This is a genomic window from Bartonella sp. AP58NXGY (assembly GCF_042195785.1).
Classification (GTDB): Bacteria; Pseudomonadota; Alphaproteobacteria; order Rhizobiales; family Rhizobiaceae; genus Bartonella.
Genome location: NZ_JBHIOY010000281.1, coordinates 391 through 675, shown reverse-complemented (window position 1 = coordinate 675; position 285 = coordinate 391). Strand labels below are relative to the sequence as shown.

Here is a 285-nt window from a genome sequence, read left to right as displayed (position 1 = left end):
CATTTGCAACGATAATATCGAGTTTTTTCCAGCGATTGGCAATTGAGAGTGCAAGAGCATCGATGTTTTCCATATGATGTAAATCGAGCGGAACGAGGGTAGCAAGAGCCCCTTTTTTTCGGATTTGATTGTCCAATTCAGTCAGTCCGCTGACTGTTCGTGCAAGAGCAATAATATGAGCACCGCGTGCAGCAAGCTCGAGAGCTAAATAATATCCAATTCCTCTTGATGCACCAGTAACAAGTGCGATACGCCCATGGAGACTAAAGTCACGTTTTGTCATCA

Annotated in this window: 1 protein-coding gene; it reads right to left on the bottom strand. The window is 44.2% G+C overall.

All coding sequences use genetic code 11. The features are described from left to right. On the bottom strand, positions 1-283 hold a 283-nt coding region (locus ACFINC_RS10955), incomplete at its 3' end, for an SDR family NAD(P)-dependent oxidoreductase (protein WP_375617224.1). Between the last annotated feature and the right edge of the window lie 2 nt (positions 284-285).